Below are 21229 nucleotides of genomic sequence, written 5' to 3' on the forward strand. Positions count from 1 at the left end.
GCCACAGACGGGGATTCCGGCCGCGTACGCCGAGCGAAGCGAGATGGGGGTCCCCCCAACCTTCGGCCGGGGGGACCCCCATCTCGCTTCGCTCGGCGTACGCGGCCGGAATCCCCGTCTGTGGCACGGTGCAGCACCCCGACGGGACGGTCGTGCCCCGGGCCGCGCTGACCCTCATCGACGTCTCGGGACAGCAGATCGGGCGCGGCGCCAGCGGCGCGGACGGGCGGTACGCGCTCTCGACGCCCGGCTCCGGGTCGTACGTCCTGATCGCGGCGGCCGGCGGGCACCAGCCGCAGGCGGTGTCCGTGACCGTCGGCGAGCGGCCCGTCGAGCTGGACGTCGTCCTCGGCGGCGCCGGACGCCTCGCCGGGAGTGTGCTGACCGCGGACGGCACCCCGGTGCGGGAGGCCGCCGTGACGCTCACCAACGTGCACGGCGGTGTCGTGGCCAGTACCCGCAGCGGGCGCGAAGGCACCTATGTCATCAGCGAGTTGGTGGCCGGCGAGTACACCCTCGCGGCCAGCGCGCCCGCGTTCCGCCCGGCCGCGCTCCCGGTCAGCGTGCAGGCGTCCCGCGAGACCCGCCAGGACGTCGAACTCGCCGGCGGCGCCGTGCTGCGCGGCACGGTCAGGGCGAGCGGCGGGCGGCCCGTCGAGGACGCGCGCGTGACGCTCCTCGACGCGGCGGGCAACGTCGTGGACACCCTCACCACGGGACCCGACGGAACGTTCCGGTTCGTCGACCTGTCCTCCGGCGAGTACACGGTGATCGCCGCCGGGTACCCGCCCGTGGCCACCGTGCTCCAAGTGGCGGGCGGGGGACGCACCGAGCGCGATCTCCAGCTCGGCCACGAGGACTGACTCCTGCCCCACGGAGCGCGGAGGCGTGCGCCGGTGCGATGGAGTGGAACCAATTCCAGGAATGCCACACATCGCCACCGGCCGTCACCGTAGCGTGGTGGGTGGCGGCACAGATCATGCGGAGCCGTGGGGAGAGAGGGCCTGGGTCATGGACCGTGGCACCGAGCGGGGGACACCTCCCGGCCGCGGGGCCGGGGACGACGTGGTGCTCGAACACACCGCGACGGGCCGGGTGCCCCTCGCGGTGATTCTGATCGACCGCGACGGCCTCGTCTCCCACTGGAGCCGCGGCGCCCGACGCCTGTTCGGCGCCACCAAGGAAGAGGCGATCGGCCAGGCGGCGGTCGACCTGCTCCCTGTCTCCGGCGCCCTCCCCGACGACGAGGAGACCAGCCCCTACGGCGGGTTCGCCGACTACGACGGACTCGGCCCCGACCTGGAGTCCTCCCTCGACGGACGCCTGTCCTACCCGGCCGCCGGACGCGCCCGCCTCACCGTCCCCGAGCGAAGCGAGATGGGGGTCCGCCCGTCCGAAGGCTGGGGGAGTGACCGCGTGGACGTGCTGTGGTGGGCCTATCCGCTCGTCGGCCCCGGGCAGGAACGGCTGCTCGTGCTCGCCGCCGACGCGGGCGGCCTGCGCCAGGACCTCCCCGAAGCGGACCGCGCCTTCGAGCGCATAGCACCGGGCTTCGCCCTGCACACCGACTTCCCCGGCGCCGACGAACTCGCCCGCAGGCTCCCCGAGATCCTGCCCAGCATGAGCGTCGACGAGAGCGCCCGCATCGTCGCCCAGGTCCTCGAACTCGGCTATCCCGTCCTGGAGTTCAGCCAGAACGAGCGGGTGCCGGTGACCCCCGACTGGGGGATCGCCCGCCGCGCCGAGCGCAAGGCGCGCCGCGAGCGGGCCGCCCTCGCGGTCTCCGAAGGACTCCCGGTGCCGCAGGAGGTCGCGGACGAGGGCGAGGACCTCGAATACGCCGCCGTACGCGAGCGGTTGGAGTTCCTCAACGAGGTCAGCGGCTGCATCGGCACCTCGCTCGACCTCGCGCAGACCATCGTCGAGGTCAGCAAGGCCGTCGTCCCCAAGTTCACGGACGTCGCGGGGACGTACCTCCGCGAACAGGTCGTCGCCGGCGAGGGGTTCCCGGACGGCGTGCCCGACACCACCACCATGTGGCACCGGGTCGCGCTGGAGCACACCGACGAACCCGGCCGCTGGGACGACGTCGTACCGGTCGGCGAGGCCATGCCGTTCCCGGCGCACACCCCGTTCTTCCAGTGCATGACCACCGGCGAACCCGTCCTCGTGCCGCGCATCAGCGAACAGATGGGGCACATGATCGCCTCGCAGTTCGAGAAGCGCGACATCAGGCCGCTGATCACGGGCCGCTCCATGCTGGTCGTCCCGCTCAAGGCCCGCACCGTCGTCCTCGGCTTCATGATCCTGCTGCGCCACCCGGAGCGCGTCGAGTTCAACGACATGGACCGCGTCACCGGCGCCGAACTCGCCGCCCGTGCGGGCCTCGTGCTCGACAACGCGCGCATGTACACCTACCAGGAGAGTGTCGCCGAGACCCTCCAGGACAGCATGCTGCCGCACATCCCGCCGCGCATGGCGGGCTGCGACATCGCCACCCGCTATCTGCCCGGCACGCTGCTCGGACGCGTCGGCGGCGACTGGTTCGACTCGGTGAAACTGCCCGGCGCCCGCACCGCGCTCGTCGTCGGCGACGTCATGGGCCACGGCCTCAACTCGGCCGCCATGATGGGCCAGTTGCGCACCGCCGTGCAGACCATGGCCGCCATGGACCTCCCGCCCGCCCAACTCCTGCGCAACCTCGACGACTTGGCCCAGCGCCTCGGCGACTCCTACCTCGCGACCTGCCTGTACGTCGTCTACGACCCGATCGCGAGCGAACTCCACCTCGCCAACGCGGGCCACATCCCGCCGGTGATCGTGCGGGCCGTGGACGGCCGCAGCGAGCTGCTCGACCTGCCCACCGGCGCGCCCATCGGCGTCGGCGGGGTGCCCTTCGAGGCGGTACGCGTGCGCGTGGAGCCCGGCGACCGGCTCGTGATGTGCACCGACGGTCTCGTCGAGGTGCGCGGCGAGGACATCGGCGTAGGACTCGCGGCGCTGAGCGAGTCGGCCGCGCATCCGGCCGCGTCCATGGACGACGCCTGCGACACCATCATCCGCACCCTCAACACCCGCGGCGGCCGCAAGGACGACGTCGCCCTCCTGATGGCCCGCCTCAACGGCATCGAGCCGGACGACGTCGCCGAGTGGCGGCTCACCCTCGACCCGATGGAGGCCGGCCGGGCCCGCGCGGTGGTCCGCGAACAGCTCCACGAGTGGGGCCTGGCCAAACTCGCCGACAACGCCGCCCTGTTGGCCGGCGAGCTGGTCACCAACGCCGTACGGCACTCCCACGGCCGCCGTGCCGAACTGCGCCTGGTGCGCGGCGACACGCTGCTGTGCGAGGTGGACGACGACGACCCCACCCTGCCGTCCCTGCTCAGTGTGGGCCCCGACGGCGAGTTCGGCCGCGGACTGCACCTGGTCGGCGTGCTCGCCCGCGAATGGGGCGCCAGCCGTACGACCACGGGCAAGACCGTCTGGTTCGAACTCACCTTGCCGCGCCGCTGAATCGCAAGCGACCGTGGGGGCGCAAGAGGCGCACAACGGCGTACACCGGTCGAATGAGCGGTGAAGGAATGCGCCGTGTGCTTGTGAGCAGGACCGGGGCGCGATAGACCGTACTGGCCCGTCACTTATGGCGGAACGGCCTCGCATCCTGGGGAGTTGGGCATGAGCGTGACCAGTCGGTACCGGGAGGCCTGGGAGGGTTTCTGGCGCGAGGCGCCCGACGGACAAGGAGCCGTCTTCTGGGACGCGGCGGCGGCACAGACGGTGGGGCTCCATCTCGCCCTGTTCGAGCCGAAGTTGCGCGATCCCGGTCTGCAGATGGTGGACCTCGGCTGCGGCAACGGTACTCAAACCCGTTTCCTTGCCGACCGGTTCAGCCATGTCGTCGGCGCCGACCTGTCCGCCGCGGCCCTCGACCACGCCCGGCACGAGGACCCGGCGGGGCAGGCGGCCTACCGGCTGCTGGACGCCGCCGACAAGACCGAGGTCGAGGCGCTGCACGCCGAACTCGGCGACGCCAACGTCTACATGAGGGGCGTACTGCACCAGGTCGAGCCCGACGACCGGCAGCCGTTGGCGGAGGGAATCGCCACGCTCATCGGCGAGCGCGGCCACGCCTTCCTCGTCGAGCTCTCCGAAGCGGCCCGCCCGATCCTCGGCGGGCTGGCCCAGGACCCGGCAGGGCCGCCGCCGAAGCTCGCCCCGATCTTCCGCCACGGCATCGCCCCCGGCGAAGTGTCCGACGACGAGGTGCCGGAACTCCTGCGCGCGGCCGGCCTCACCGTCATCGCGAGCGGCGAACTGCCGCTGATCACCACCGAGTTCACCGCGGACGGCGCGCGCATCGAACTGCCGTCGAAGTGGGTGATCGCGAGCCGTACGGCCTGAGACGGCAGGGGGAGGCGGGGCGGCTCACCGCCTCCCCCCACCCGCACTACCCGAACTGGTGCTTGAGGAACGAGCCGGACCACGCCATCAGGTCCGCGGGCACGTAGTACCCCTTCTCGTCGTTGATCGCGTCCCAGTTCTTCGCCACGTCCTCGACCGACGCGTCGCCCCCCTCGTGCGCGTACCCCTCCGTCGAGGCCAGGAACACCCGCGCGAACCGGCCCGCGCCGGCGGTGTAGATCTCCCCGCTGACCGGGCAGTTCTCGTGCGCGAGATAGGCCACCATCGGCGCCACCGCCGAAGACGGCATGTAGGGCATGCCTTCAGCGGTCTGAGCCGGCTCCTCCTCGGGGCCGCCGCCCATCCGGGTCATCGCGGCCGGTGCGATCAGGTTGACCTTGATGTTGTGCGGCTCTCCGGCCAGCTTCGCGCTGCGCGCCATGCCGACCGTGCCCGCCTTCGCGGCGGCGTAGGACAGGTTGTTGTCCATGCCGAACATGCCGCTGGAGGTGGTCAGGACGACCCGGCCGTAGCCCTGCTCGACGAAGTGCGGCCACGCCGCCCGCATCGTGTTGAACGAACCGAGCAGGTGGACGGCCAAGTGCCGTTCCAGATTGTCGAGTTCGATCTCCGGCAGGCCCGCGTACCGGATGATCCCGGCGTTGTTGACGAGGACGTCGATCCGGCCGAAGGCCTGGATCGCGGTGTCGATGACGGCCCCGCCGCCGGCCTGCGTGGACACGTCGTGGGTGTCGGCCACGGCTTCCCCGCCGGCGGCGACGATCGCGTCGACGACCTTCTGCGCGGGTCCGGCGTCGGAGCCCTCGCCCTCCATCGACCCGCCCAGGTCGTTGACGACGACCTTCGCCCCGCGCTCCGCCAGCAGACGGGCGTAGGCGCGGCCGAGGCCACGGCCCGCGCCGGTGACGACGGCGACGCGTCCTTCGAAGCCGAACTCGCTCATGGGTGACTCCAGTTGTGTGCGGGTGAAAGCGTCGGTGGCTACCAGGCGACCGGCAGCGCGTGCAGGCCGTAGGCGAGCGCGTCGTCCCGGCGGAACCTCAACTCGTCGAAACCGACCGCCAGTCGCAGGGTCGGGACGCGGTGGTACAACGTGCCGTAGACGACCTGGAGTTCGATGCGGGCGAGCTGCTGGCCCAGGCACTGGTGGATGCCCCACGCGAAGGCGTGATGGTGCCGCGCCTCGCGGGAGATGTCGAACTTCTCCGGCTCGGGGAAGGCCGCCGGGTCCCAGTTGCCGGCGGGCAGGGCGACGACGATGCCCTCGCCGGCCTTGATGGTCACGCCCTCAATCTCGATGTCCTCGGCGGCGATCCGCCGCTGCCCGAGCGCCGGGATCGTCAGATAGCGCAGGATCTCCTCGACCGCGTTCGCGACGACCTTGGGGTCGTCCGTCCCGCGCAGCAGGGCCAGTTGCTCCGGGTTCTCCAGGAGCAGGGCGGTCCCCAGGGTGATCATGCTGGCGCTGGTCTCGTGGCCGGCGATCAGCAGGATCATGCACAGCATGACGGCCTCGGGCAGGGTGACCTCGCCCGCCTTGATCCGCCCGGCGAAGTCCGAGATGACGTCGTCGCTCGGCTCCTCCATCCGCTTCTGCAGCAGCCCGGCCAGATAGCCGCCCAGCGCTTCCATGGCCGCCCGGTCCTGCTCGGCGGTCTTGTCGCTCCGGGTCGCCAGCGAGGCGTGCTCCTGGAAGAACTCGTGGTCCTCGTACGGCACTCCGAGCAGCGCGCAGATCATCAGCGAGGGCAGTGGCAGCGACAGCGCGGTGTTGAGGTCCGCCGGGTTCGGGCCCGCGAGCATCTTGTCGATCAGCTCATCGGTGAACCGCTGGATCTCAGGCCGCAGCTTCTCCATCCGGTTGCGCGTGAACGGAGCCGTCATCATGCGGCGGATCCGCGTGTGGTCGGCGCCGTCGGCGTTGAAGATGGTCAGCGGGTGGTGGGGAGCGTTCTCCGCCATCGCCTCGTTCGGATACGGGAACCCGGGCTGCTTGTCGTCGCTGCTCACCCGCGGATCGGACAGGATCACGCGCTGTGCGGCGTGCCCGGTCACCAGCCACGGGGTGCTGCCGTCCCAGATCCGGCCCCGGGACACGGGCGCCTCGTCGTTCAGGGCGCGCAGCCCGGCGGGCGGGGCGAACGGGCAGCTGCGGTCGCGTGCGCCCGGGTAGTCGAAGAGCTCCGCGTCAGGGGCGGCGAGTTCCGTCTCGGCCTCGGACATGGTCATTCCTCCAGATGAGGGTGGGGGGAAGGGCGATGAGGGGAGCGGCGGTCATTCCTCGATGCGGATCGCCAGCGCGGGGCACACCGCCGCGGCGTTCCGTACGTCGTCGGCCAGTTCGGCCGGCGGGTTCTCGTCCAGCAGGACGACGATGCCGTCCTCGTCGCGCTGGTCGAACACGTCCATGGCGGCGGCGACGCACTGCCCGGCGGCGACGCATTTGTCCTCGTCGACGACAACCTTCATGGCAACTCTCCTGATCGTTCCGGGTCGTTCAGTGGGCGGGAGCGGGGGAGGGGACCGCGTCGACGATCTCCTGACGGCGCTGTCTGGCCTGCTTGGGCATGTTCCAGCCGAGGATCCCGGTGACCCGGCCGCCGCTGCGGTAGCACGCGACGAACCGGCGGGCCGCCAACTCCCCGTCGACGACGTCCACTTCGGCGTCGGTCGGCAGGAAGCCGTGCACCTGGAGCTTGGCGTCGAACTGATCGGTCCAGAAGTACGGCACCGGTTCGTAGGCCCGGTCCTCGCCGAGGATCGCCCCGGCGACCGCCATGGCCTGCTCGGTGGCGTTCGTGCGGTTCTCCAGCCGGATCAGCCGGCCCAGCCGCTCGTGCCGCCAGCGGGCCACGTCACCGACGGCGTAGATCCCCGGCGCGGCCCGGCAACGGGAGTCGCACACCACGCCGTTGTCGAGTTCGAGCCCGCTGCCGGCCAGCCACTCCGTCGCCGGGGTCGCCCCGATGGCGACCACCACCACGTCGGCGGGCAGCACCTCGCCCGTGCTCAACTCGACGCCGGTGACCCGGCCTTGGCCGCCGGTCAGCCCCACGACGCCGTTTCCCAGCCGGAGTCGCACCCCCCGTTCGGTGTGCAGCTCCGCCAGCAGTCCCGACACCAGTGGGCCCACCTGAAGGGCCAGCGGTCCCGTGAGCGGGCCCGCGAGGGTGACATCCAGGCCCAACGTCCGTGCGGTGGCGGCGATCTCGGAGCCGAGGACCCCCTCGCCGACGACCACCAGACGTGATCCGGCGAGCAGATCCGTGCGCAGGGCGAGCGCGTCGTCGAGGGTGCGCAGTACATGGACACCGGTCGACTCGCCCTGTCCCGGCAGCACCCGGGGCCGTACGCCGGTGGCGATCACGATCGCGTCGGCACTCAGTTCGCGCCCGGACTCCGTGCGCACGGTCCGGGTCGCCGGGTCCAGGGCGACCGCGGGGTCGCCGAGCACGAACTCGGTGTCGAGACCGGACAGCATCTCCTCGGTGCGCAGTGCGGCGCGGCCCGGTTCCCAGGCGCCGGAGAGGATCTGCTTGGACAGCGGCGGACGGTCGTACGGGGCATGCGGCTCGGCGCCGAGCACCGTGATCCGGCCCGTGTACCCCTTGCGCCGCAGGGCCTCCACCGTGGTCAGCCCGGACGCGGAGGCGCCCACCACCAGCACGTGGGCCACGGTCCCGGTGTCGTCCTCGATGCTCATGTGCGGCTCCGTTGCAGCGTGGGTGCGATGGTCTGTGCGGGCGTTCACGCCAGGTAGCGCCCGCCGTTGACGCTGAGGGTCTGGCCGGTGACGTAGGCGGCTTCCTCGGAGGCGAGGTACGCCACCGCGTAGGCGATGTCCTCCGGTGTGCCGGCCCGTTTCATCGGCATCGTGGCGGCGGCCGCCTCCACGTCGACCGGGCCCTCGCGGACCAGCGGGGTGTCGATGAAGCCGGGCGGCACGTGGTTCACGGTGATGCCCTTGCCGATGAACTCGACCGCGAGCGCCCGGGTGAGGGCGATGACACCGCCCTTGGAGGACGCGTAGTGGGCCATGGAGGGTGCCCCGGTCTGCGCGGACGACGAGGAGATGTTGATGATCCGGCCCCAGCCCGCCTCGGTCATGTCGGGCACGATCTCCTTGGTGACCAGGAAGGGGCCCTTGAGGTTGATCCCGATCATGCGGTCCCAGGACGCCTCGGAGATGCTCGTGAACGGCTCGTAGGCGGTGATGCCCGCGTTGTTGACGAGGATCGTGACCGGGCCGAGCTCCTCGCGGGTGCGGGCGGCCGCCCGGGCCACGGCGCCGGCCTCGGCCGCGTCGCCGGAGACGGCGATCGCCGTACCGCCGCCTTCCTGGATGGCCGCCGCGGTCTTCTCGGCGCCCTCGCTGTTCAGGTCCCAGACCGCGACCGCGGCTCCCCGGGCGGCGAGCACCGTCGCGATCGCCTGGCCGATGCCGCGGCCGCCACCGGTGACGACGGCGACCTTCCCTTGAAGTGACATGTGCGCTCCCTTGCGCTCGTGCGCGGTGCCGATGGACCGGACACCGGCGGTGCGGCTATTCGCCCAGGGCCTCGCGGGCCGCGGTACGGGCGGCGACGGCCCGGGGAAAGCCGGTGTACCCGGCGGCGTGGTAGAGGACTTCGGCCAGCTCGTCCCTGGTCACGCCGTTGGTGAGGGCGACCCGGACGTGGGTCTTCAGCTCGGTCTCGGCGCCGAGCGCGATCAGGATGCCGAGGGTGACCAGGCTGCGGTCGCGCGGAGCCAGGCCCTCGCGTCCCCACAGCGCGCCCCACACGGTGGACAGGCCGATCTCGACGAGATCCTCGCCGAGCTTGCCGTCCCGCATGTCGAGATCACCCTCGGCGGGAACCACTCCGGGCAGTGCGGCGCGCAGGGCTTTCAGGCCCGCGACGCGCAGATCGGTGGTTTCCTTGACGTCTTCGGCGCTCATGCCCGACTCCCGGTTCATGCGGGACTCCCGGTTCATGCGATTGCATTCGTCCCAAACGAAAGTTAGATCAAACGGTCGGTACAATCAATGCCTGTTACGGATATGGCTGGTCCAGGCTCTCTCCGTCATCGCCATTGATCGGGGCAGGAGCCTCATCTACTCTCGGTCTGAATATTCGACCGACTGGTCGAACTATCAAACCAGGGTCATGTGCGAGCTGCAGCCCCAGTCGCCTTGGAGGGCAAATGAGCGAAGCTTCGAACCCGGCGGCCCCGGACCGGGTCGACGTGCTGGTCGTCGGCGCGGGCGTCACGGGCATCTACCAGCTGTACAAGGCCCGCGAGGCCGGGTTCTCGGTGCGACTCCTCGAAGCGGGCACCGGCGTGGGCGGCACCTGGTACTGGAACCGGTACCCCGGGGCGCGCTTCGACTCGGAGAGCTACACCTACGGCTACCTGTTCTCCAAGGAGCTGTGGGAGGGGTGGGAGTGGTCGGAGCGGTTCGCCGGCCAGCCCGAGATCGAGCGCTACTTCAACCACGTCGTCGACCGCTTCGACCTGCGGCGCGACATCCGCACCGGCGTCAAGGTGACCTCGGCCGTCTTCGACGAGCCCTCCGGCACCTGGACCGTCCGGGGCAGTGACGGCACCGAGGTCCGGGCCCGCTACGTCGTCGCGGCCACCGGCAACCTCTCGGTTCCGTTCATCCCGAACATCCCCGGACGCGACGACTTCCGCGGCGCGCAGCACCACACCGCGCGCTGGCCGAAGACGCCCATCGACTTCACCGGCAAGCGGGTGGCCCAGATCGGCACCGGCTCCAGCGGTGTGCAGATCATCTCCGCGATCGCCGACGACGTAGCACAGCTGACGGTGTATCAGAAGGACGCCGACTGGCTCACACCGCTCAACAACGGGCCCATCACGCCTGAGGAACAGGCGGAGTTGAAGGCGAACTTCGAGTCCATCCGCGAGACGCTGAACACCTCGCCGAGCGGCTTCCTGCACCAGATCGTCATGCGCTCCGGCCTCGACGACAGCCCGGAGGACCGCCAGGCGTTCTACGAGGAGCGGTGGAACGGCCCGGGCTTCACCAAGCTCACCGAGCACTACATGGACATGCTGTCGAACGAGACCGTCAACGCGGAGTGGTGCGCGTTCATGGCCGACAAGATCCGCAGCATCGTCAAGGACCCCGAGACCGCCGACAAGCTGATCCCGAAGGGCCATGGTTACGGCGGCCGCAGGCCCCCCTTCGGCACCGGCTACTACGAGACGTACAACAAGCCGAACGTCTCGCTCGTCGACATCAACACCACGCCGATCACCCGCATCACCGAGGACGGCATCGAAACCGCCGACGGTGTCGAGGAGTTCGACATCATCGTCTGGGCCACCGGCTACGACTTCGGCACCGGCGCCCTCAACCGCCTTGGTGTGCAAGGCCGTCAGGGCCTCCCGCTGAAGGAGTACTGGGCGGACGGCCCGCGCACCTACCTCGGCATCGCCACGGCCGGCTTCCCCAACTTCTTCTTCCCCGGCGGCCCGCACGGCGCCACCGGCAACAACCCGCGCTACGCCGGCGACCAGGTGGAGATCGTCACCGACGCCCTCGTCCACGCACGCGACCACGGCTACGACGTCATCGAGGTGACCGAGGCCGCCGAGGAGGAGTGGACGGACAGCATGAACAACAGCACGATGTCCTCCTTCCTGGAGAGCAGCTACTTCTACGGCGGCAACATCCCCGGCAAGCCGGTCAAGCAGCTCCTCAACCCGACGGGCCGGTGGGCGCTCCAGGAGGCGATCAACGCCGTGAAGGAGAACGAGTTCCCGACGTTCGTCCTCTCCAAGGCCGAGACCCCGGACGCCTGAACGCCCGGACGCCCGTGCAGCCCTGGACGTGGGCGGCACGGGCGTCCGGGTTCTCGCCGGGGCCTACTCCGCGAAGGTCGTCACGCGCCGCTGGAAGCGCCAGGTGCCGTCCTCGCGGCGCAGCACGTCGTCGTAGCGCCCGACCATCTGCACGCTCCAGCCGGAGTCGCCGCGCGCGAAGAACGCCAGGTTGCTGGTGGCCGTCGCCTCGTCCTCGGTCGCGGAGGTGACGACGGTGTTGGCGATCAGGTGCAACTGCGGTGCCTGGGGCGCGAAGCCGCCGAAGCCCTGGCGGATCGCCTCCCTGCCCTCGAACTTGGCCATGCCGACTATCTCGGCGACGCCGTCCGCCGTGTACAGGTCGGCGATGTCGTCGGCCCGTCCGGCGTCCAGGGCCTGGGCATAGGCGGCGATGGCGGTCTGTACGGCCGCCGTGACGGACGCGTCGATCGTGGTGGTCATCTCACTCCAGGGTCGGGAAGGAAGGTCAAGGAGGCTGCGGGGAGCGGCGGTTACGCCTGGTACGTCGTCTTCCTGCGCTGCAGCAGCCAGGTGCCGTTGTGCCGGCGCAGCGTGTCGTCGTAGTGCCCGACCACGCCCACCGCCCAGCCGGCCTCGCCGCGCTGGAGGAAGACCACGTCGCTCAGGGCGCGGGCCTCGTCCTCGCCCGTGGACGTCACGACGGTGTTGGTGACCAGGTGCAGCTGCGGCTGGACCGGCTCCCATCCCTTGAAGGCTGCGTGGATCGCGTCGCGCCCCTCGACCGGGTCCATGCCCGGGATCTCCAGGACGGCGTCGGGCGCGTACTGCGCGACGACGTCGTCGGTGCGGCCGGCGTCCTGGGCCTGGGTGTGCGCGCCGAGTACGGCCCGTACGCCCGCCACGACCCACGCCTGTGTGGATTCGCTCATTCTTCGCTCCAAGGTCGGGTGTTTCGACCACTCAGTCTATTGATGAGTCGAAGATAAAGGGAGGGGTGCGCGTCGGATTCGTTGACCGATCGGTACAATCACAAATAACATGCGGGCGGCTGGTCAACGGGGACTGTCGCCGAAGGAGGCGTGATCATGACGAAGCGTTGGAAGCAGCGTCCGCCGGGCTCTACGTGGGGCGATTGGGGCGAGGACGACGAACTGGGTCGTATCAACCTGCTCACCCCCGAGAAGGTTCTGCAGGGGGTCCGCGAGGTCGAGCACGGCATCAGCTTCAGCCTGAGCCTGCCGCTCGACTATCCGGGCGGGAGCGAGCTGAACCAGCGGCGCTACCCTCCGATCCTGCGGCCCACCGAGGACCTCGAACACAAGCAGGACGTGTTCTACAACATCAAGGCGCGGGAGCACTTCTCGCCGCATCTCAGGGACGTCTGGTCCGACGACGTGGTGACCCTCTGGCTCCAGTACTCGACGCAGTGGGACGCACTCGCCCACCAGGGCCAGGAGTTCGACGCCGACGGTGACGGCGTCGAGGAGGCGGTCTACTACAACGGGTACCGCGCCGACACCGACATCGTCGGACCGCAGGAGGATGCCAAGGGCGACGGCAGCGGCACCCTCGGCTTCGCCCGCCACCTCGGCCTGGAGCACATGGCGGAGCACGGGGTCCAGGGCCGTGGCGTCCTGGTCGACCTGGCCCACCACCTGGGCAACACCTGGCAGCCGGTGAACCTGAAGACCCTCCAGGAGATCATGGCCGCCGACAACATCGTCGTCGAACCCGGCGACATGCTCCTCCTGCACACAGGGTTCGACACCGCGGTGATGGCCTGGGGCAAGAACCCGGACCCCGTGGGCATCCACACCACGGCCTCCTACCTCGACGCGTTCGACCCGGCGCTCCTGGAGTGGATCGCCGAGTCGCAGATCTCCGCGCTGATCTCGGACAACTACGCCGTCGAGGGCGTGGGCGTCGGCCCCGAGGACAACACCCCGCACTCGCTGCTCCCGATCCACAACCTCTGCCTCTTCAAACTGGGCGTCCCCCTCGGCGAGTTGTGGTACCTGGAGAAGCTGGCGGCCTGGCTGCGCGAGCACGACCGCAGCCGCTTCCTCCTCACCGCGCCCCCGCTCAACCTGCCGGGGACGCAGGGCAGTCCGCTCACGCCGGTCGCGACCGTCTGACGGCGGTTCCCAGCGGTGCCACGACGGGAGGGGCCCCGGAATTCCGGGGCCCCTCCCGTCGTACGTCCCGTTCAGACCGCGGCGATCCGCCGCAGCGTCTCCGCGATCGTGTCCCGCGACGGCAGCCACACCCGCTCAAGCGAGGGTGCGTACGGCGCCGGGACCGACGGCGGTGCCACCCGGGTGACCGGGGCGTCCAGGTGCCAGAAGCCCTCGTCGACGGCCATGGCGGCGAGTTCGGCGCCGACGCCGAAGTCGCGTACCGCCTCGTGCGCGATGACCAGGCGGTTGGTCTTGGCGAGGGACGCGAGGACGGTCTCCCGGTCCAGCGGGGAGATGGTGCGCAGGTCGATCACCTCGACGCCGATGCCCTCGCCGGCGAGCAACTCGGCGGCGGCCAGGGCGTCCTGGACCATCCGGGACCAGGAGACCAGGGTGATGTCGGTGCCCTCGCGGACGACCTTGGCCCTGCCGAGCGGGATCAGGTGGTCGGCCGGGGGCTTGGGGCCCTTGAGGCCGTACTGGAGCCGGTTCTCCACGAAGACCACCGGGTTGGGGTCCTGGATGGCGGCGCGGAGCAGGCCGTAGGTGTCCGCCGGGTTGGACGGCATCACCACCGTCAGGCCGGGGATGTGGGCCAGCAGGGCCTCCAGGCTCTGCGAGTGCTGGCTGCCCGAGGAGCGGCCCGCGCCGAACTGGGTGCGGACGACGAGGGGCATCGAGGCCCGGCCGCCGGTCATGAAGCGGAGTTTGGCGGCCTGGTTGAGGAGCATGTCGAAGGCGACGCCGATGAAGTCCATGTACATGATCTCGACCACCGGCTTCATGCCGGCCATGGCCGCCCCCACCGCCGTCCCGACGACGGCGCTCTCGCTGATCGGGGTGTCCCGCACCCGGCCGGGGAAGGCCTGGGCGAGTCCGCGGGTCAGTCCGAAGACGTTGCCGCCCGCGCCGACGTCGATCCCGGCGACGAACACACTTGGATCGGCGGCGAGTTCGTGCTCCAGGGCCAGTCGTACGGCGTCCATGGACCGGAAGATCTCGGCGTCGGCCGGGAGCGGCGCGGGCTCGGCGACGAGGAGGCGGGGGGCCGACACGTAGTCGTGCAGGGTCTCCGGGGCGGGCTCCGGCAGGCCCCTGGCCCACTCGACCGACGCCTCGATCTCCTTGTAGATCTCCTCGTCCACGGCGTCGGCCAGCGCGGCCGGCACCCCGGCCGCCGTCAGGTGCCGGCGGGCCACCAGCAGCGGGTCGCGCTCCTTGGCGGCGGCGACCTCCTCGGCGGGGCGGTAGCGCTCGGGGTCGCCCTCGTAGTGGCCGTGCCAGCGGTACGTCTCGGCCTCGACGAGGACCGGGCCGCCGCCCGCGCGCAGCCGCGCGACCACCCCGGTCATGGTCTGCGCCACCGCCACCACGTCGTTGCCGTCGACGTGTTCGTATCCGATGCCGTACCCGGCGGCACGGGCGGAGAGCGGGGCGCGGTGCTGTTCGGCCTCGGGCGAGAACTCGGAGTAGTGGTTGTTCTCGCAGAGGAAGACGACCGGCAGATCCCATACGGCGGCCAGGTTCACGGCCTCGTGGAACATGCCCTGGGCCACCGCCCCGTCCCCGAAGAACGCCACCACCACGTCACCGGCCGCCCGCAGTTTCGCGGCGGTGGCGACCCCGGCGGCGATCGGGAGCCCCGCTCCGACGATGCCGTTCGCGCCGTAGATCCCGAGGCCGGGGTCCGCGATGTGCATCGAGCCGCCGCGGCCGTGGCAGGTGCCCGCCTCCTTGCCCATCAGCTCGGCCATCATCGACGCCGAGTCCAGGCCCTTGGCCAGGACGTGGCCGTGGCCGCGGTGGGTGGAGGTGATGCCGTCCCGCGCTCCCAGCGGCCAGCAGGCGCCGACGGCGCTGGCCTCCTGGCCGATCGACAGATGCAGGAAGCCCGGGATCTCCGTCGCCTTGTACAGATCGGACGCCCGCTCCTCGAAGCGCCGGATGCGCCGCATCCGGCGGTACATCTCCAGGAGCTGGTCCGTCTGTGCGGAGCCGGTGCCGGTGTGATGCGATGCCTGAGTCATACGGTCCTCGCTTTAATGTACCGTTTGGTCTAGCAAACTAGAGCGACGTCCCCGGGACTGCTTCCCCCAGGCGTGCCACGATCCGGCGCCTGTGCGGACCCGGGACAGCACGCACGTCGTCACGGCAAGGGGAGAGAAGAGATGCCACGACCGCCGGGTCATGGGCCGGGCTTCGAAGTCAGACGCCAGAAGATCATCGACACCGCCGCGTCCCTGTTCGCGCAGCAGGGATACGCCGCGACCTCCATCAACGACCTGGGCCGCGCGGTCGGACTCGCCAAGGGTGCCCTGTACTACTACATCGGCTCCAAGGAGAACCTGCTCATCGAGATCCAGTCGCGGGTCCTCGGCCCGCTGCTGGCCCGCGCCAAGGAGATCGCGGCCCTCGACGAGGTCCCGCTGCTGCGGCTGCGCCTGCTGTCCGAGTCGCTGCTGACGATCATCTTCCGCAGGCTCGACCACATCTGGGTCTACGAGCACGACTACCGCAGCCTCAGCGGCAAGGAGCTGGAGATCGTGCTGCGGCAGCGCTCCGACTTCGAACTGCTGATCACCGGCCTGCTCACGGAGGCCGTCGAGGAGGGGACCTTCCGTGCGGTCGAACCGCACCTGGCCACCCTCCAGTTCCTCAACCTCCACAACCACACCTACCAGTGGGTGCGGCCGGACGGCAGCTGGGACGCCGCGTTCCTGTCGGGCGAGTACTGCTCGACCCTGTTCCGCGGTTTCGCCGCGTCCGTCGGCGACCTCCCGGACGTCGAGGCACTGGCCGCCGAGTTCAAGCGGGCCCGGCCCGAACTGCCCCTCGATCCCGAGGCGTTGTGGGAAGCGGTCTCCGTGGCGAGCTGACCGGACCCGCGGTGCGCCGTCGCGCACCGCGGATCCCGCCCGCTCACGCGCCCTGGACCAGGGCCCTGGCGATGACATTGCGCTGGATCTCGTTGGTGCCCTCGCCGATCTCCAGGATCTTGGCGTCGGCGTAGAAACGGGAGATCTCCGACTCCCGCACGTATCCGTAGCCGCCGTGGATCTGCAGCGACTGGGAGGCCGCCCGGTTGGCGACCTCGGAGGCGTACAGCTTCGCCATGGCGGCCTCCGTGCTGTGCGGACGGCCCTGGTCGGCGAGCCACGCGGCGCGGTAGACCATCCAGCGGGCGGCCTGGTACTCCGTGCCGATGTCGGCGATCTTGTGCGCGACCGCCTGGAAGTCCGACAGCGGACGCCCGAACTGGTGCCGTTCCCTGGCGTGTTTGACGGCCAGCGCCAGCGCCGCCTTGGCCAGCGAGAGACCCAGTGCCGCCACGCTGATCCGGCCGCCGTCGAGCACGGACAGGAATTGCCGCAGCCCGTTGCCCTCCTCGCCGATCAGATGGTCGTCGGAGACCCAGCAGTCGGTGAACACCAGCTCCCGTGTGTCCATGGCGTGCCAGCCGAGCTTCTTCAGCTTGGCGCCGACCGTGTAACCGGGCGTACCGGTCGGCACGTAGAAGGTCGCGTACCCCTTGCGCCCGTCCGCGCCCTTGCCGGTCGTCGCCAGCAGGGTGACGCCCTGACTGATGTCGGTGCCCGCGTTGGTGATGAACATCTTGGTGCCGTTGATCACCCAACCGCCGTCCGCCCGGCGGGCGGTGGTCGCGATGCCGGCCGCGTCGGAGCCGGCGTCCGGCTCGGTCAGCCCGAACGCGCCGAGCGCCTCGCCCTTGGCCAGCGGGGTCAGCCAGCGCCGCTTCTGCTCCTCGGTGCCGTACGCGAGCAGCGGCAGGGTGCCGATGGTCGAGTGGGCGTTCCACGAGGAGGCCACCGACTGGTCGGCGGCGCCGAGTTCCTCCATCACCGCGACATAGGTGACGGTGTCCGAGCCCGCTCCGCCGTACTCCTCCGGCACGAGCATGCCCATCAGGCCGAGTTCGCCGAGCTTGGTGAAGACCTTGGTGGGGAAGATCTCGTTCTCGGACCACTCGGCCGCGTGGGGCGTGATCTCGTTGGCCGCGAACTCGCGGACCATGTCCTGGAGAGCGAGGGTCTCCTCGGGCAGGTCGAAGTCCATGTCACAGTCCCTTCGGGGTCAGCAGCACCTTCAGGTGCTTGGCCCGGTCGGCGGCCAGGTCCTCGAAGACACCGGCTCCTCCCGAGAGCGGAAAACGGCCGGTGATCAGGGCGGAGGCGTCCAGGCGTCCGGTGCTCATCAGATCGATCACGCGCGGGATGTCGAAGTTGTAGCCGAGCGTGCCGACCACCGACCGCTCGTAGAACACGAGTTGGCCCATGTCGAACTCGACACTGCCGTGTCCGACCCCGGCCAGCACGACCCGTCCGCCGCGCCGCACGGTAGACACGGCCTGCCCCGCGAGCGCGGGCACGCCGGTCGCGTCGATGACGACGTCCGGGCCGATGCGGTTCGTTCGCACGAACACCTCGCGCCGTACGTCGGTTTCGCGCGGGTCGAAGGCTTCGGTGACGCCGATGCCGAGGAGCATTTCGCGCCGCCCTGCGAGGGGTTCGCTTACGAACAGGGCTGCTGCGCCTGCGATGCGGGCCGCGAGGACGACTGCCACGCCGATCGGGCCGCCGCCTACCACGAGAACGTTGTCGCCCGGCTTGACCCCGGCCCGGGTCACGGCGTGCAGGCCGACCGCCAACGGCTCTGCTACGGCGGCGAGTTCGTCGGTGACGTTGTCCGGGAGGCGGGTCAGGCCGGCCAGCGGGACGGTGACGCGTTCCGCGAAGCCGCCGGGTGAAGCGAGGCCGACGGAGCCGCTCTTGGGGCAGATGTGGTACTCGCCGCGCGTGCACCAGAAGCAGGTGCCGCAGCGCCAGACCGGGTCCGCGGTTACTCGGTCGCCGATGGTTATGCCGGGCGCGTCAGCTCCCAACGCGACTACTGTGCCGCTGAGTTCGTGGCCGAGGGCGAGGGGTGGTTTGGCTCCGGTGAGGGGGTGCGGGGCCTCACGGATCATGTGGGGGCCTTCGAGGAACTCGTGCAGGTCTGTGCCGCAGACTCCGCACCACGTCACTTCTACGACGGCTTCGTGGGGCGCCGGGTCGGGAGGCTCGGCAACCTCTTCGAAACGGAGATCCTGTGCACCGTGCCAGACGAGTGCGTGCATGTTTTTCCGCCCCTTTCGTGTCGTTTCTTGTCTGCGGGCCGGTGGGGGCTGGGCGCGCAGTTCCCCGCGCCCCTTAAGGGGCGCTTTTCTTACCCCTGTTGAGAAATGAGCGGAGTCCCGTCGCCGCGTCTTCTGTGCCGAACACCCCTGTGAACAGGGCGCGTTCAAGTGCCAGGCCGGCCGACATGCTCGCGTCCGTGCCGTGGTCCACTGCCTCTTTGATGGCCTCCAGGGCTGCGGGTGGGCCCTCGGACAGGCGGCGCGCGTATGTCAACGCGGCTTTCAAAGCGGAGCCCGTAGGAACCACCTCGTCCACAAGGCCCAGGCGTAGCGCCTCATCCGCCTTCACTCTGCGGCCCGTCATCAACAGGTTCTTCGCGCGGGACGGGCCGATCAGGCGGGTCAGGCGTTGGGTGCCGCCCGAGCCCGGCATGATGCCGAGCTGGACCTCCGGCTGGGCGAAGACCGCGTCCTCGGCGGCCACCCGGTAGTCGGCGGCCAGGGCCAGTTCCATGCCGCCGCCCAGGGCGTAGCCGGTGACCGCCGCGATCACCGGCATGGGCAGGCGGGCGACCTCGTCGAAGGTGCGTTGGAGGGCGCGGTTCCAGCCGCGGATCTCCTCCGGGCCCATCGCGGCGAGGGCCTTGATGTCGGCGCCGGCGGCGAAGAGCCGTTCGCCGCCGTAGAGCACCACGGCCCGTACGGCGGGGGAGTCGGCCAGCCCGCGTACGCGGGCGGCCAGCTCCTCTCTCTGTACGGAGTCGAAGGCGTTCATCGGCGGGTTGTCGAGGCGGAGCGTGACGACCGGTCCGTCGGTGTCCAGTCGGATGCGTGGCACGTAGAACCCTCCTCGTCGGCGGAAGCGGCGGAAGCGGCGTCGCGTGCGCTCGGATGGTTGTCGATGCGGACGCTGCGTCGTAAAGTGCGGCTCACAGGTTTTATAGACCAAGGGGTACACTAAATCATGTGAGTGGGCAACCGACCGGTCGGGATCCGGTATGCCCCATGAGCCGTGGTCGAGCCGTGTTCAGTGCCGAACACCACAGAGCGAGAGTGAGCCGTGCACAATTTCGCGAGCATCCTCGATTACCACCTGGCGCAGCGGCCGGACGCCGTCGCCGTCGTCCAGGACGAGCGTTGTCTGACGGTCCGTCATCTGCATGAGCGGGTGAACCAGTTGGCGGCCGGCCTGGCCGAGCTGGGCGTCGGACGCGGTGATGTCGTCGGTCTGCTGCTCTACAACCAGCCGGAGTTCCTGGAGCTGGTCCACGCGGCCAACCGGCTCGGCGCGGTCTTCCTGCCGCTCAACTACCGCCTCTCGGAAGAGGAGTGGCAGTACATCCTCGGGCACGCCCAGGCCAAGGTGATCGTCACCGAGCCGGAGTTCGTGCGGGCGGTGGAGCGCAGCGCCGGGTGTCTGACGGACCTGGAGCACCGGATCCTGATCGGCGGGGGCGAGCCGCCCGAGGAGCCGTGGACCGACTACGAGGAGTTGCTGGCCCGGCACAAGGGGGAGCGGGTGGAGCCCGTGGACGTCGAGCTCGACGACCTCCAGCGGCTCATGTACACCTCCGGCACCACCTCACGCCCCAAGGGCGTCCGCATCACCTACGGAAACCTCCAGGCCAAGAATCTCGCGCACATCGTCCACTTCGGTCTTACGGCGGCGGACACCACGTTGGTCTGCGGGCCGCTCTACCACGTGGGCGGTCTGGACATGCCGGCCCTCGGGGTGCTGCACGCGGGGGGAAGTGTCGTACTCCAGCGGAAGTTCGATCCGCAGGGTGTTCTCGACGCGATCGAGAAGCACCGGGTGACCAATGTGTGGCTGGCGCCCGCCATGGTCAACGCGGTTCTGGAGGTCCCCGACCGCGAGGAGTACGACACCAGCTCGGTGCGCTTCGTCCTCGGCGGCGGCGAGAAGACCCCCGAACCGGTGCTGCGACGCGTCATGACCGCGTTCCCCAACGCCTGGTTCGCCGACGCCTACGGCCTGACCGAGACCGTCTCCGGCGACACCTTCCTCGACCGCGAGCACGCGCTGACCAAGCTGGGCTCGGTGGGTCGCCCCGTCCCGCACACGCGCGTGCGGATCGTCGACGACACCGGCAAGGAGGCCCCGGCGGGCGAACTCGGCGAGATCACCCTGCGCGGACCGAAGGTCTTCGCCGGGTACTGGCGGGACGAGAAGGCCACGGCCGCGGCGCTCCGGGACGGCTGGTTCCACACCGGCGACATCGGGCACCTCGACGAGGACGGCTTCCTCTTCATCGACGACCGCAAGAAGGACATGATCGTCTCCGGCGGCGAGAACATCGCCACGCCCGAGGTGGAGCGGGTGCTGTACGAGCACCCGGCCGTCCTGGAGGCCGCCGTGGTCGGGATCGACCATCCCCGCTGGGGTGAAGTCCCGCGCGCTTTCGTGGTGTTCAGGCCCGGCGAGAGCGCGGGGCCCGAGGAACTACGGGAGTTCTGCCGGGCGCGCCTGGCCAAGTTCAAGGTGCCGGCCCGCTTCGACATCGTCGACGAGCTGCCCCGCACCCCGTCCGGCAAGGTCCTCAAGCGCACCCTGCGCGACATCCCCGCGGAGGGCTGAGGCATGGCGGATTCGAAAGACGTGAATGACGTGAATGACGTGAATGCCCAACTCCGGCTCGATGGACGGACGGTGTGGGTGACGGGTGCGGGGAAGCTCGTCGAC

General features: G+C 70.2%; 19 protein-coding genes. 7 read left to right on the plus strand and 12 right to left on the minus strand.

Features of this window, described 5'->3' with window-relative positions; translation table 11 throughout:
• From AC31A1_RS22775 to AC31A1_RS22785, 3 genes are all read left to right on the plus strand, one after another.
• Window positions 1-863: MSCRAMM family protein (locus tag AC31A1_RS22775; protein WP_489655082.1), on the plus strand; the 863-nt coding region annotated here is incomplete at its 5' end.
• A gap of 148 nt (window positions 864-1011) precedes the next feature.
• Window positions 1012-3513 (plus strand): SpoIIE family protein phosphatase, encoded by a 2502-nt coding sequence (locus AC31A1_RS22780; RefSeq protein ID WP_489655083.1) that lies wholly within the window; start codon window positions 1012-1014, stop codon window positions 3511-3513.
• 162 nt (window positions 3514-3675) lie between these two features.
• The gene (locus AC31A1_RS22785; protein WP_489655084.1) at window positions 3676-4401 is read left to right on the plus strand and encodes a class I SAM-dependent methyltransferase; all 726 of its coding nucleotides are present in this window, start codon (window positions 3676-3678) and stop codon (window positions 4399-4401) included.
• A 46-nt stretch (window positions 4402-4447) separates the two neighbouring features.
• On the opposite strand, the gene AC31A1_RS22790 is transcribed toward AC31A1_RS22785, so the two are convergent.
• From AC31A1_RS22790 to AC31A1_RS22815, 6 genes are read right to left on the minus strand one after another with little or no spacing between them, the layout of a single operon-like run.
• Window positions 4448-5365 (minus strand): SDR family NAD(P)-dependent oxidoreductase, encoded by a 918-nt coding sequence (locus AC31A1_RS22790; RefSeq protein WP_489655085.1) that lies wholly within the window; start codon window positions 5363-5365, stop codon window positions 4448-4450.
• A 38-nt stretch (window positions 5366-5403) separates the two neighbouring features.
• Window positions 5404-6645, minus strand: coding sequence for a cytochrome P450 (locus tag AC31A1_RS22795; RefSeq protein ID WP_489655086.1), 1242 nt, complete (start codon window positions 6643-6645; stop codon window positions 5404-5406).
• A 51-nt stretch (window positions 6646-6696) separates the two neighbouring features.
• Window positions 6697-6891 (minus strand): ferredoxin, encoded by a 195-nt coding sequence (locus AC31A1_RS22800; protein WP_019071312.1) that lies wholly within the window; start codon window positions 6889-6891, stop codon window positions 6697-6699.
• A gap of 28 nt (window positions 6892-6919) precedes the next feature.
• Entirely contained in the window at window positions 6920-8125 is a 1206-nt protein-coding gene (locus tag AC31A1_RS22805; RefSeq protein ID WP_489655087.1) for an NAD(P)/FAD-dependent oxidoreductase, read from the minus strand.
• A gap of 44 nt (window positions 8126-8169) precedes the next feature.
• A complete protein-coding gene (locus AC31A1_RS22810; protein WP_489655088.1) occupies window positions 8170-8910 on the minus strand; it encodes an SDR family NAD(P)-dependent oxidoreductase in 741 nt (246 codons plus the stop codon).
• Window positions 8911-8965: 55 nt separating this feature from the next.
• Window positions 8966-9361, minus strand: coding sequence for a carboxymuconolactone decarboxylase family protein (locus tag AC31A1_RS22815; protein WP_489655089.1), 396 nt, complete (start codon window positions 9359-9361; stop codon window positions 8966-8968).
• 245 nt (window positions 9362-9606) lie between these two features.
• On the opposite strand from AC31A1_RS22815, the gene AC31A1_RS22820 reads away from it, so the two are divergent.
• Entirely contained in the window at window positions 9607-11235 is a 1629-nt protein-coding gene (locus AC31A1_RS22820) for a flavin-containing monooxygenase (protein ID WP_489655090.1), read from the plus strand.
• Window positions 11236-11298: 63 nt separating this feature from the next.
• Here the strand turns inward: AC31A1_RS22820 and AC31A1_RS22825 are convergent, their stop codons facing one another.
• Both AC31A1_RS22825 and AC31A1_RS22830 read right to left on the minus strand, forming a co-directional pair.
• Window positions 11299-11697 carry a nuclear transport factor 2 family protein gene (locus AC31A1_RS22825; protein ID WP_489655091.1) on the minus strand — a complete coding sequence of 133 codons (399 nt, stop codon included), beginning with the start codon at window positions 11695-11697 and terminating at the stop codon, window positions 11299-11301.
• Window positions 11698-11747: 50 nt separating this feature from the next.
• Window positions 11748-12146, minus strand: a complete 399-nt coding sequence (locus AC31A1_RS22830) for a YybH family protein (protein ID WP_489655092.1) — start codon at window positions 12144-12146, stop codon at window positions 11748-11750.
• A gap of 156 nt (window positions 12147-12302) precedes the next feature.
• Here AC31A1_RS22830 and AC31A1_RS22835 point away from each other — a divergent pair, with 156 nt between their 5' ends.
• Window positions 12303-13352 carry a cyclase family protein gene (locus AC31A1_RS22835; protein WP_489655093.1) on the plus strand — a complete coding sequence of 350 codons (1050 nt, stop codon included), beginning with the start codon at window positions 12303-12305 and terminating at the stop codon, window positions 13350-13352.
• 71 nt (window positions 13353-13423) lie between these two features.
• Here the strand turns inward: AC31A1_RS22835 and AC31A1_RS22840 are convergent, their stop codons facing one another.
• A complete protein-coding gene (locus tag AC31A1_RS22840; protein ID WP_489655094.1) occupies window positions 13424-15421 on the minus strand; it encodes an alpha-ketoacid dehydrogenase subunit alpha/beta in 1998 nt (665 codons plus the stop codon).
• Between the two features lie 141 nt (window positions 15422-15562).
• Here AC31A1_RS22840 and AC31A1_RS22845 point away from each other — a divergent pair, with 141 nt between their 5' ends.
• On the plus strand, window positions 15563-16270 hold the full coding sequence (locus tag AC31A1_RS22845) for a TetR/AcrR family transcriptional regulator (RefSeq protein ID WP_489655095.1): 708 nt from the start codon (window positions 15563-15565) through the stop codon (window positions 16268-16270).
• A gap of 43 nt (window positions 16271-16313) precedes the next feature.
• On the opposite strand, the gene AC31A1_RS22850 is transcribed toward AC31A1_RS22845, so the two are convergent.
• From AC31A1_RS22850 to AC31A1_RS22860, 3 genes are all read right to left on the minus strand, one after another.
• Window positions 16314-17468: an acyl-CoA dehydrogenase family protein gene (locus tag AC31A1_RS22850; RefSeq protein ID WP_489655096.1), complete on the minus strand. Its 1155-nt coding sequence runs from the start codon at window positions 17466-17468 to the stop codon at window positions 16314-16316.
• A gap of 1 nt (window position 17469) precedes the next feature.
• Complete coding sequence (locus tag AC31A1_RS22855) at window positions 17470-18528, minus strand: alcohol dehydrogenase catalytic domain-containing protein (protein ID WP_489655097.1); 1059 nt, start codon at window positions 18526-18528, stop codon at window positions 17470-17472.
• Window positions 18529-18601: 73 nt separating this feature from the next.
• Window positions 18602-19366, minus strand: a complete 765-nt coding sequence (locus tag AC31A1_RS22860) for an enoyl-CoA hydratase/isomerase family protein (RefSeq protein ID WP_489655098.1) — start codon at window positions 19364-19366, stop codon at window positions 18602-18604.
• 222 nt (window positions 19367-19588) lie between these two features.
• Here AC31A1_RS22860 and AC31A1_RS22865 point away from each other — a divergent pair, with 222 nt between their 5' ends.
• On the plus strand, window positions 19589-21124 hold the full coding sequence (locus tag AC31A1_RS22865; protein WP_489655099.1) for an acyl-CoA synthetase: 1536 nt from the start codon (window positions 19589-19591) through the stop codon (window positions 21122-21124).
• Window positions 21125-21229 lie beyond the last annotated feature (105 nt).

The organism is Streptomyces sp. P5F9 (assembly GCF_057961495.1).

Coding starts and splice junctions, on each gene's coding strand:
- AC31A1_RS22780 (WP_489655083.1), top strand. CDS start 1,012: ATGGACCGTGGCACCGAGCGGGGGACACCTCCCGGCCGCGGGGCCGGG.
- AC31A1_RS22785 (WP_489655084.1), top strand. CDS start 3,676: ATGAGCGTGACCAGTCGGTACCGGGAGGCCTGGGAGGGTTTCTGGCGC.
- AC31A1_RS22790 (WP_489655085.1), bottom strand. CDS start 5,365: ATGAGCGAGTTCGGCTTCGAAGGACGCGTCGCCGTCGTCACCGGCGCG.
- AC31A1_RS22795 (WP_489655086.1), bottom strand. CDS start 6,645: ATGTCCGAGGCCGAGACGGAACTCGCCGCCCCTGACGCGGAGCTCTTC.
- AC31A1_RS22800 (WP_019071312.1), bottom strand. CDS start 6,891: ATGAAGGTTGTCGTCGACGAGGACAAATGCGTCGCCGCCGGGCAGTGC.
- AC31A1_RS22805 (WP_489655087.1), bottom strand. CDS start 8,125: ATGAGCATCGAGGACGACACCGGGACCGTGGCCCACGTGCTGGTGGTG.
- AC31A1_RS22810 (WP_489655088.1), bottom strand. CDS start 8,910: ATGTCACTTCAAGGGAAGGTCGCCGTCGTCACCGGTGGCGGCCGCGGC.
- AC31A1_RS22815 (WP_489655089.1), bottom strand. CDS start 9,361: ATGAGCGCCGAAGACGTCAAGGAAACCACCGATCTGCGCGTCGCGGGC.
- AC31A1_RS22820 (WP_489655090.1), top strand. CDS start 9,607: ATGAGCGAAGCTTCGAACCCGGCGGCCCCGGACCGGGTCGACGTGCTG.
- AC31A1_RS22825 (WP_489655091.1), bottom strand. CDS start 11,697: ATGACCACCACGATCGACGCGTCCGTCACGGCGGCCGTACAGACCGCC.
- AC31A1_RS22830 (WP_489655092.1), bottom strand. CDS start 12,146: ATGAGCGAATCCACACAGGCGTGGGTCGTGGCGGGCGTACGGGCCGTA.
- AC31A1_RS22835 (WP_489655093.1), top strand. CDS start 12,303: ATGACGAAGCGTTGGAAGCAGCGTCCGCCGGGCTCTACGTGGGGCGAT.
- AC31A1_RS22840 (WP_489655094.1), bottom strand. CDS start 15,421: ATGACTCAGGCATCGCATCACACCGGCACCGGCTCCGCACAGACGGAC.
- AC31A1_RS22845 (WP_489655095.1), top strand. CDS start 15,563: ATGCCACGACCGCCGGGTCATGGGCCGGGCTTCGAAGTCAGACGCCAG.
- AC31A1_RS22850 (WP_489655096.1), bottom strand. CDS start 17,468: ATGGACTTCGACCTGCCCGAGGAGACCCTCGCTCTCCAGGACATGGTC.
- AC31A1_RS22855 (WP_489655097.1), bottom strand. CDS start 18,528: ATGCACGCACTCGTCTGGCACGGTGCACAGGATCTCCGTTTCGAAGAG.